The following is a 9728-nucleotide window of genomic DNA, read 5'->3' as shown; positions in this document are numbered from 1 at the left end:
CGCCGAGGAATCGATCGTCGTCGCGATCGACGGCGTCGACAACCTCGTACAGGGCAAGCTCGACGCCGTCTTCGTCGGCGGCCTCGACCCGCACGACGACGCGAAGCGCTTCACCGTCGTCGACTGGAAGACCGGACGCAGGCCGAGCAGACCCAGGGAAATCGAGGAGAAGCTGCGCCAGCTCGACTTCTACCGGCTCATGCTCGCCAAGGCGCGCGGCGTGCCGCTCGAGACGGTCGACGGCGCGCTGTACTACGTCTCCGAAGCGAAGGAGGCCGACCGCCAAATCGACGCCGGGACGAAGGACGAGACGACGATCATCCGCGAGATCCGCGAAGGCATCGCCTTCGACGATGACGACGCCGTCTGAGGCCGGCTGACGGAGCGACGGCGGCCGCGGACGCGCGCCGCCGTACGCGGACGGCATGGAGGCCGGACGCAATCGACGCCGCTGGCTACACTGATGCGCTGACGGCACGGGCGCCGCCGGAGGGACGCTCCGGCGGCGCCCGTGCGCATCCGGGACCCGGCTCGACCGGTCCGGCGCAGGGGAACGCACTGCGCGGATGCGCGCGATCGGAAGCCGTCCCAAGGCATGCGTGGGCGGGCACACATGCGCAATGCGAATGCATGATGAATGAAGGAGCAATGCACATGGATGCGAACAACAACGCACGTCACGTCGACTACCGTCCGATGCGATGGGAGGACCTCGACGCCGTCGCCGCCTGCTTCGACCGCGTCTGGCCGCAGCGCGAGGGCATCGCCGGCACGCCGCTCGCGCCGCTCATCGCGCGCTACCTGACGCTGCACTACCTCGAGGCGAGCACATCGTCGGACCTCGCCGAAACGGACGACGGCGTCTTCGCCGGCATCACGCTCGCGCGCGTCGCCGGCGCGCCGACGCTGTTCGCCCAGGCCCACGACGAGCTCGAACGTGTCCGCGCGCTCATCGCCGCCGACCCGCGCGGCGCCGCCGTCGTCACGATGTTCGAGGACGGCTTCTTCGTGCGCGAACGCATCCTCGAGGAGGACGCCGACGTCGACGAGACGACGCAGGCCGAGCTCGAGCTGTTCATGGTCAGCCCCGACGCGCGCGGCATCGGCGTCGGCGGCGCGCTGTGGCGCCGGCTGCTCGCCCGCCTGCGCGCCGACGGCGTGCGCGCGTTCTTCCTGCACACCGATTCGAGCTGCGACTACGGCTTCTACGACCACAAGGGCCTGACGCGCGCCGCCGAACGCATCGCCGCCGACCACCCCGAGGACGCCGGACTGGCCGAGGGCCTGAACACCGACGACCAGTTCATCTACCGCGCCGACCTCGCCGACACGGCGCTCGCCGGCGCCGTCGACCCCAACGAGGGCGCGGAGGTGCGCGGCGCATGAGCGGCAAGACCACGACGAAGCCGCGTTCGCCCTACGCGCGCATGTTCGCGCTGCCCGGCGCGAAGGCGTTCTGCGCGTCCGCCGCGCTCGCGCGCCTGCCGATGAGCATGATGAGCCTCGGCATCGTGCTCGCGCTCAACCACCTGTACGACAACTGGACGATCGCCGGTTCGATGAGCGGCGCCTACATCCTCGCCGTCGCCGCCGTCACGCCGTTCTACGCGCGCCTGTTCGACCGCTTCGGGCAGCGCAGGGTCGGCCGCGCCGCGCTCGCCGTGCAGGTCGTCGCGATGCTCGTGTTCGCGTTCAGCGCGCTCGCGCGTGTGCCGATCCCGCTGCTGTTCGTGCTCGCGCTCGTCATGGGCGCCACGCAGTTCTCGTTTGGCGCGCTCGTGCGCACGCGCTGGACGTATCTGCTCGAACGCACCGGCAACATGGATCTGCTCAACACGGCCTACGCGCTCGAATCGGCGATCGACGAGATCGTCTTCATCTTCGGCCCGATCCTCGCGGCGACGCTCGCCACGTCCGTGCATCCGGTCTCGCAGCTGTTCGTCCCGACCGCCGCGTGCGCGGTCGGCGGCACGGTCTTCTTCTCGCTCAGGAGGTCCGAGCCCCCGGTGCTGCGCGTCGTCGAGACGGACCCGGTCGCCGCCGACGACCCCGAACTGCGTCTGGCGCGCGGCGACTTCGACGACGGCGCGCAGGGCGCCGCGCCGCGGGATTCGCCGCGCAAACGCAACTCGCTCGCCGCGTCGTCGCGCAAGGCGACGCGCAACGTGCTGCTGTACGCCGGCATCCTGCCGCTCATGCTCACGTTCATCTGCTTCAACATGAGCTTCACGACCTTCGACGTCTCGATCACGGCGGCGATGGAGCACGACCGTCTCGACCGCTTCCTCGGGCTGCAGCTCGCGATGATCGCCGTCGGCTCGTGCATCGGCGCGCTGTACTTCGGCTCGCGCAACCACCGCGGCCCGCATTGGCGGCGCATGATCGTCTGCCTCGCGATCCTCGCCGTCGGCTTCGCCTGCATGCGCGCGACGATGGACAACTACTTCGTCCTCGGCGCCGTCGAACTGCTCGCCGGCCTCGTCGTCTCGCCGCTGTTCGCGACCGGCAACCTGATCGTGCGCGAGACGGTGCCCGAGCAGTCGCTGACCGAGGGCCTGTCGTGGCTGACGACGGCGGGCCAGATCGGCGCCTCGCTCGGCTCGCTGCTCGGCGGCATGATCCTCGACCATCTCGACTCGCACGCCGGCGTCATGATGACCTGGATCTACACGGCCGCCGCGATCCCGTTCGCGCTCATCGGCTGGTGGGTCTTCATGCGCAAGAACGCCGACGCCGAACGCGACAGCGGCGATACGCTCTGACGCGGCGCCGCCCCGCGCACCCCGGCCGCTACACTGGTCGTGGAACAAGCCTTAACCCCACAACCACAGGCAGAAAGCTGGTGCAACATGATCAAGGTTTCCGTAGTCGGCGCACAGGGCCGCATGGGCTCGCACGTCGTCGACGCCGTCAACGCGGCTCCCGACGCCGAACTCGCGCTCGCGCTCGACGCCGGCGACGACCTGACGGCGATCACGCCGGAGAACACCGACGTCGTCGTCGAGTTCACGGTGCCGTCGGTGACGCTCGACAACGTGCTCGCGCTCATCGCGCAGGGCGTCGACGTCGTCGTCGGCACGACCGGCTGGACCGACGACAAGCTCGATCAGGTGCGCGCCGCGCTCGCCGATGCGCCCCGTGAAGGCCAGAGCGTCTTCATCGCGCCGAATTTCGCGATCTCCGCCGTCCTCGCCGATTATTTCGCGCGCCTCGCCGCCCCGTACTTCGAATCGGCCGAGGTCATCGAGCTGCACCATCCGGATAAGGTCGACGCGCCTTCGGGCACGGCGATCCACACCGCGCAGGGCATCGGCGAGGCCCGCGCGAAGGCCGGCCTCGGCGCCGTGCCGGACAACACGCAGACCGACGGCGGCTCGCGCGGACAGGTCGTCGACGGCGTCCATGTGCACGCGGTGCGCCTGCGCGGCCTCAACGCGCACGAGGAGGTGCTCTTCGGCAACGCCGGCGAGCAGCTCGTCATCCGCGCCGACAGCTTCGACCGCGGCTCGTTCATGCCCGGCGTGCTGCTCGCCGCGCGCAAGGTCGCCTCGGGCGAGTTCCCGGGACTGACCGTCGGCCTCGACCATTTCCTCGACCTGTGAGCGGCCGGGGCGATCCGATCGCCCCGGGCCCACGGGGAGGCGGACCTGCTGCGGGGCCGCCTCCCCGTAGGCGTTTCAAGGCCCCGCGCCCGGCGCCGGCGGCCCCGGGCGCGTCCTAACCGCCCAGTACCGTTGCAGCTATGACTGACGGAACAATGCATCTTCTCGATCCCGCCCCCTTCGGGCGTGTACTCCCCGCGATGGTGACGCCGATGAAGGCCGACGGATCCATCGACTACGACGCCGCGCAGCGCGTCGCGAAGCAGCTCGTCGCCGACGGCGCCGACGGTCTCGTCGTCAACGGCACGACCGGCGAATCGCCGACGACGCACATGGACGAGAAGGTCGACCTCGTCCGCGCCGTCAAGGAGGTCGTCGACGTCCCCGTCATCTCCGGCGCGGGTTCGAACGACACGGCGCACACGGTGCGCATGGTCGAGCAGACGCAGGAGGCGGGCGCCGACGCGGTGCTCGTCGTCTGCCCGTATTACTCGCGTCCCTCGCAGCAGGGCATCTTCTACCATTACCGCGCCGTCGACGAGTCGGCCGACAAGCCGATCATCGTCTACGACGTGCCGGGGCGCACCGGCGTGCGCATCGCGCTCGACACCTACTGCCACCTGTCCGAGCTCGACCACGTCAAGGCCGTCAAGGACGCGACTGGGGACATCGCCGGCGCCGTGCGCAAACGCCTGGAGACGGGCCTGACCTGGTATTCGGGCGACGACGCGCTCTATCTGCCGTTCCTGTCGATCGGCGCCGTCGGCATCATCTCCGTCGTCGCCCATGCGGCCGCGCATCCGATGCGCGAACTCGCCGAAGCCTTCGACCGCGGCGACATCCACCGCGCCCAGGAACTCGCGAACCGCATCGCGCCGGCGATCGACGCGATGAACGGCACCGGCTTCCAGGCCGTCATGGCGAAGGCGGCGTTGTATGTGCGCGGCGTCCTCGAAAGCACGAAGATGCGCCTGCCGAACGTCGGCCCCACGCCCGAGCAGATCGAGGTCGTCCGCGCCGGTCTGCGGGCGAGCGACCTGATCGACTGAGCGCGGAACCGGATCCCGCACATGATGGCGGTGCAGGACGCCCGCGCATGATGGCCATGCGGCCGCATGCGCGGGCATGCGGCCGCGACTCCGGCATGGTTTGCGCCGATAGCTGTAAGCAAGCCCTCCGCCGCGCATCTCCGTCCGCGACGGCGATACACTGTGAGCATAATGAACGACAATCGTGAGCCGATGGCCATCCGCCTCGTCGCCGTACCGCATGGGCCGTACGCGCATCCGCGCAGGCGCCGGACACGATGATATGAAGCCTCGCCGCGCGCATAGGCGGGCGGCACCGAAGAGAAACCAACAGAAGAAACCATGACAGAGACAGCAGCAGCCACGCATGTGCGTGGATCGAAGAGGAAGGCCGCGCAGACGGCACAGGACACGCCCGCGGAGACCCGCCGACGTTCGGCGCGACGTTCGGACGACCAGATCGAGGCGGCCGAGCTCGCCGTCGAATCGATCGGCGAGGGCGGCGCGAAGAAGACGCGCACGCGCAAGACCGCATCGAAGACCGCGTCCGCGAAGTCGGGCGAGAAGAAGACGACGCGCAGCCGCAAGGCCGCGTCGAAGGGGGACGCGAAGTCGGGCGCAAGCAGGACGCGCACGCGCGCGCTCGCCACGTCGGACACGAGCGACGAGAACCGCATCGCACCGCCGAAGTACCGCAAGGGCTCGATGCGCATCGTGCCGCTCGGCGGCCTGGGCGAGATCGGCCGCAACATGAACGTCATCGAATACAACGGCCACATCCTGCTCATCGACTGCGGCGTGCTGTTCCCGGAGGAGGAGCAGCCGGGCGTCGACCTGATCCTGCCGGACTTCAACTACATCAAGGACAGGCTGGACAAGGTGGACGCGCTCGTGCTCACGCACGGACATGAGGACCATATCGGCGGCGTGCCGTATCTGCTCAAGATGCGCCCCGACATCCCGCTCATCGGCTCGAAGCTCACGCTCGGCTTCGTCGAGGCGAAGTGCAAGGAGCACCGCCTCGAACCGGAGATGATCGAGGTCAAGGGCCGCGACAAGCTCAAGGTCGGCCCCTTCAACCTCGAATTCGTCTCGGTGACGCATTCGATCCCGGACGCGCTCGCCGTGTGCGTGCGCACGCCCGCCGGCTCGCTCATCGACACCGGCGACATCAAGCTCGACCAGCTGCCGCTCGACCACCGCGTCACCGACCTCGTCGAGTTCGGCAAGCTCGGCGAGCAGGGCATCGACCTGCTGATGATGGATTCGACGAACGCCGAGGTGCCCGGGTTCGTCAAGCCGGAGACGTCGATCGGCCCGGCGCTCGACCAGGTCTTCGCGACGGCGACGCGCAAGATCATCGTCGCGAGCTTCTCGAGCCATGTGCACCGCGTGCAGCAGGTCGTCGACGCCGCCCACAAGTACGGGCGCAAGGTCGTCTTCGTCGGCCGTTCGATGGTGCGCAACATGGCGATCGCCGCCGACCTCGGCTACCTGCACCTGCCCGAGGACACCGTCATCGACCTGAAGAAGGCGAAGGACTATCCGGACAACAAGCTCGTCTACATGTGCACCGGTTCGCAGGGCGAGCCGATGGCCGCGCTCGGACGCATCGCCGACGGCAACCACCGCGACATCACGATCAACGAGTTCGACACCGTCATCCTCGCCAGCTCGCTGATCCCGGGCAACGAGCACGGCGTGTACAAGGTCATCAACAAGCTCGTGCAGCTCGGCGCGCGCGTCGTCAACCGCGACAACGCGGCCGTGCACGTCTCCGGCCACTGCAACGAAGGCGAGCTGCTGTACATGTACAACATCGTCAAGCCGAAGAACGCGATGCCGATCCACGGCGAGAACCGCCATATCGTCGCCAACGGCCTGATCGCCGTGAAGACCGGGATCGACCCGAACAACGTCGTGCTCGCCGAGGACGGCGACGTCGTCGACCTCTACCACGGCAAGGCCGCGATCGTCGGATCGGTGCCCTGCGGCTACATCTACGTCGACGGCGACTCGGTCGGCGAACTGACCGACGAGGAGCTCGAGAAGCGCCGCATCCTCGGATCCGAGGGCTTCGTCTCGTGCTTCGCCGTCGTCGACACGGACGCCGCCGAGGTCGTCTCCGGCCCGAAGGTGTATCTCAACGCCGTCGCCGAGGACGAGAAGGAGTTCGAGAAGGTGCGCCACCAGATCGTCGAGCAGCTGCGCGACGCGATGATGACCGGCACGAAGGACGTCCACAAGCTGCAGCAGATCATGCGCCGTACGCTCGGCGGCTGGGTCGCGCGCGAACTGCACCGCAAGCCGATGATCGTCCCCGTCGTCGCGGACATCGCCGCCGACATGGACGCGATGGAGGGCTACGCGCACTGACGTCCGCGGCCATGCACGCGCCGAACGTGCAGCGGCAGCCAGAACAAAGCAGAGCAAGCAAGGAGCACTATGCCAGGAGCCAATCTCACACGCGTCGAAGCGCAGGAACGCAAATCGATCGTGCAGTATCCGATCCGCTACGCCGTCGACCTCGATCTGACGCAGGGCGGCACGACCTTCGTCTCCACGTCGACGGTCGAATTCGGCGCGAAGCCGGGGGAGAGCACGTTCCTCGACCTCATCGCCGACGAGGTGACGAAGGTCGTCGTCAACGGCGCCGACGTCGACCCGAACGAGGTCTTCGACGACGATCGCATCCAGCTCAACGACCTCGCCGAACACAACACCGTCACCGTGACGGCGCTGTGCCGCTACTCGACGACCGGCGAAGGCCTGCACAGGAGCGTCGACCCGTCCGACGGCAACGTCTACCTCTACTCGCAGTTCGAAGTGCCCGACGCGCGCCGCGTCTACGCCGTCTTCGACCAGCCTGACCTCAAGGCCGTCTTCGACTTCACGGTGACGGCGCCGCAGTCATGGATCGTCACGTCGAACATGCCGGTCGCCGCCGTCGAGGACCTCGAGAAGATGACGATGGACGGCACGCTCGCCGACAAGCCGTCCGAAGCGACGAAGCGATGGACCTTCGCGCCGACGCCGACGATGAGCTCCTACCTGACCGCGATCTGCGCGGGCCCGTACGCCGAATGGCACACGACCTACGAGAACGAGGACGGCCGCACGATCCCGATGGCGCAGTACTGCCGCCAGGCGCTCAAAGAGGACTTCGCGAAGGACGTCGACTACCTGTTCGACATCACGAAGAAAGGCTTCGCGTTCTACGCGAAGACCTGGGGCGTGCCGTACCCGTACGCGAAGTACGACCAGATCTACGTGCCCGAATACAACGCGGGCGCGATGGAGAACATCGGCATGGTCACGATCCGCGACTCCTACGTCTTCTCGTCGAAGGTCACCGACGCGCTCGCCGAACGCCGCGTCGTCACCGTGCTGCACGAGCTCGCGCACATGTGGTTCGGCGACTACGTGACGATGAAATGGTGGAACGACCTGTGGCTCAACGAATCCTTCGCCGAGTTCACGTCGACGCTCGCCACCGCCGAGGCGACCGACTGGAAGGACGCATGGGCGACCTTCTGCTCTGGCGAGAAAAGCTGGGCGCTCAACCAGGACCAGTTGAGCACGACCCACCCGATCGTCGCGCCGATCAACGACCTCAACGACACCTACGTCAACTTCGACGGCATCACCTACGCGAAGGGCGCCTCCGTGCTCAAGCAGCTCGTCGCCTACGTCGGCCGCGACAAGTTCTTCGAAGGCATCAACCACTACCTGTACCGCCACGCCTACTCGAACGCGACGCTCGACGACCTGCTCGCCGAACTCGAGGGGACCTCCGGCCGCGACCTCAAGACGTGGAGCGAGAAATGGCTCGAGGAATCGGGCATCAACACGATCGCGACCGGCGTGGCATGCGCCGACGACGGCACGATCGCCTCGCTCACGCTCACGCAGAGCGCGCCCGAGGCGCATCCGGTGCTGCGCCCGCACCGCCTCGCCGTCGGCTTCTACAATGAGGACGCGGCCACCGGCAGGATCGTGCGCACCGACCGTATCGAGCTCGACGTCGACGGCGAAACGACCGACGTGCCGGTGCAAGGCAAGGCGAAGCCGGCGTTCATCCTCGCGAACGACGACGACCTGACCTACACGAAGCTCAGGTTCGACGACGACTCGCTCGCGTTCGCGCTCGCGAACCTGCAGCGCTTCGACGACGCGCTCACCCGCGCCGTCGTCTGGCTCGCGCTGTGGGACATGACACGTGACGCCGAACTCGCCGCGACCGATTTCATCGACACGACGCTCAGGCTGCTGTCGACCGAAACGGAATCGACGACCTTCCGCTACGCGCTCGCGACGCTTTCGACGACCGTCTGGCACTACACCGACCCGGCCAAGCGCGCCGGCATCGCACGCCACGTCGCCGAACAACTGCTCGCGCTCGCCAAGGCCGCGCCGGCCGGCTCCGACATGCAGTTCCAGCTCGCCTCCGCCTATCTCAGCTACGGCGTCGAAGGAGACAGCGCGTTCGCCGACATGGTGCGCGGCCTGCTCGACGGCTCGCTCGTGCTCGAAGGACTCGAACTCGACAACAACTTCCGCTGGTCGCTCGTGCGCGCGCTCGCATCCGTCAACGCGATCAAGGATGAGGACATCGAGGCCGAGCTCAAGCGCCGCGACACGACCGAGAACCGTGAATTCGCCTACGGCGCCCGCGCCGTGCGCGCGACCGCGGACGCGAAGCGCTGGGCGTGGGACCAGGCGCTGCACAACGACGCGCTGACGAACAGCCAGCTCGAGGAGGTCGCCCGCGGCTTCGCCGGCACGCCGAGCCAGACGCTCGCCGACCCGTATGTGGACGCCTACTTCGACGAGGCGGCATGGATCTGGCAGAACAAGTCCTTCCATATGGCCGAGGCGCTGCTCGAGGGCCTCTATCCGGGCTTCGCCGATCCCGCAAAGCTTGTGGAAGCCGGCAATGCATGGCTCGACGGGCATCAGGACGCGGACAACGCGCTCAAGCGCATCGTCCGCGGCAACGTCGAAGCCTCGGAACGCACCCGCGCCGTCGCCGAGTTCAACATGAAGCTCAGCGAGACCGTCGAGGAGTGAAGGACGAATGACTGATTGACCTATACCT

The 9728-nt window shown here is 67.8% G+C and carries 7 protein-coding genes; all 7 read left to right on the top strand.

The annotated features are described in order from the left end of the window. Positions 1 to 370: PD-(D/E)XK nuclease family protein (locus B1400_RS03070; RefSeq protein ID WP_133064601.1), on the top strand; the 370-nt coding region annotated here is incomplete at its 5' end. A gap of 284 nt (positions 371 to 654) precedes the next feature. Further along, positions 655 to 1386 (top strand): GNAT family N-acetyltransferase, encoded by a 732-nt coding sequence (locus B1400_RS03065; protein WP_157909625.1) that lies wholly within the window; start codon positions 655 to 657, stop codon positions 1384 to 1386. Beyond that, positions 1383 to 2762: an MFS transporter gene (locus tag B1400_RS03060; protein WP_235607293.1), complete on the top strand. Its 1380-nt coding sequence runs from the start codon at positions 1383 to 1385 to the stop codon at positions 2760 to 2762. The genes B1400_RS03065 and B1400_RS03060 overlap by 4 nt, the downstream gene beginning before the upstream one ends. Positions 2763 to 2849: 87 nt before the next feature. Beyond that, a complete protein-coding gene (gene dapB / locus B1400_RS03055) occupies positions 2850 to 3602 on the top strand; it encodes a 4-hydroxy-tetrahydrodipicolinate reductase (RefSeq protein WP_095612989.1) in 753 nt (250 codons plus the stop codon). A 140-nt stretch (positions 3603 to 3742) separates the two neighbouring features. Then, positions 3743 to 4651: a 4-hydroxy-tetrahydrodipicolinate synthase gene (gene dapA, locus B1400_RS03050; RefSeq protein WP_095612988.1), complete on the top strand. Its 909-nt coding sequence runs from the start codon at positions 3743 to 3745 to the stop codon at positions 4649 to 4651. A gap of 321 nt (positions 4652 to 4972) precedes the next feature. Continuing rightward, positions 4973 to 7006 (top strand): ribonuclease J, encoded by a 2034-nt coding sequence (locus B1400_RS03045; RefSeq protein WP_235607292.1) that lies wholly within the window; start codon positions 4973 to 4975, stop codon positions 7004 to 7006. A gap of 69 nt (positions 7007 to 7075) precedes the next feature. Further along, positions 7076 to 9700 carry an aminopeptidase N gene (pepN, locus tag B1400_RS03040; RefSeq protein WP_095612987.1) on the top strand — a complete coding sequence of 875 codons (2625 nt, stop codon included), beginning with the start codon at positions 7076 to 7078 and terminating at the stop codon, positions 9698 to 9700. Positions 9701 to 9728 lie beyond the last annotated feature (28 nt).

The sequence above is a fragment of the Bifidobacterium italicum genome, assembly GCF_002286915.1.
Classification (GTDB): domain Bacteria; phylum Actinomycetota; class Actinomycetes; order Actinomycetales; family Bifidobacteriaceae; genus Bifidobacterium; species Bifidobacterium italicum.
Note: the sequence above shows the minus strand (reverse complement) of the source record. Positions and strands in the feature narration are given on the sequence as shown.

Bases quoted from the DNA above. Each gene is read 5' to 3' on its own strand.
- dapB (WP_095612989.1), top strand. From the start codon at position 2,850: ATGATCAAGGTTTCCGTAGTCGGCGCACAGGGCCGCATGGGCTCGCAC.
- B1400_RS03045 (WP_235607292.1), top strand. From the start codon at position 4,973: ATGACAGAGACAGCAGCAGCCACGCATGTGCGTGGATCGAAGAGGAAG.
- B1400_RS03060 (WP_235607293.1), top strand. From the start codon at position 1,383: ATGAGCGGCAAGACCACGACGAAGCCGCGTTCGCCCTACGCGCGCATG.
- B1400_RS03065 (WP_157909625.1), top strand. From the start codon at position 655: ATGGATGCGAACAACAACGCACGTCACGTCGACTACCGTCCGATGCGA.
- pepN (WP_095612987.1), top strand. From the start codon at position 7,076: ATGCCAGGAGCCAATCTCACACGCGTCGAAGCGCAGGAACGCAAATCG.
- dapA (WP_095612988.1), top strand. From the start codon at position 3,743: ATGACTGACGGAACAATGCATCTTCTCGATCCCGCCCCCTTCGGGCGT.